At 47.8% G+C, this 504-nt stretch carries 1 pseudogene; it reads left to right on the top strand.

What is annotated here, in order from left to right:
* Positions 1–504, top strand: a pseudogene (locus A7P55_RS22575) (cell surface protein); the annotation flags it as partial.

Here is a 504-nt window from a genome sequence, read left to right on the forward strand (position 1 = left end):
AGACAAAGGCATCAACTTTGGTGGCACGACAGGCAAGAACAACTATGCCTTGGGCAGTGATATCAACGTTAAAGGCGACAGCAACATCACCAGCACAACAGTTGCAGGCGGTGTACAACTGGGCTTAGGCGATACGCTGAATGTTAAAGATGCAATCAATGTTGGCAGTGGTACGACTAAAGTTAAGATTGATGGCACGAGCAATACCATTGGTGGATTAAGCAACACAACGTGGAATGGTACAGCGGTACCAGGTCAAGCAGCGACCGAAGATCAATTGGCAGCAGTTGATACCAAGTTGGGTACTTTAGACGATGCAGCAGTGAAGTATGACAATGCAACGACTAAAGACAAAGTGACTTTAGGCGGCGGTGCAACAGGCACGACCATCACCAACGTGAAAGCGGGTGAAGTGACTGCGGCATCAAAAGATGCAGTGAATGGCAGCCAATTATTCAACACAGCCAATGATGTGAAGAATGCGATTGGTGGCAACACGACGAT

The organism is Acinetobacter sp. Ac_5812, from assembly GCF_013072695.1.
GTDB lineage: Bacteria > Pseudomonadota > Gammaproteobacteria > Pseudomonadales > Moraxellaceae > Acinetobacter.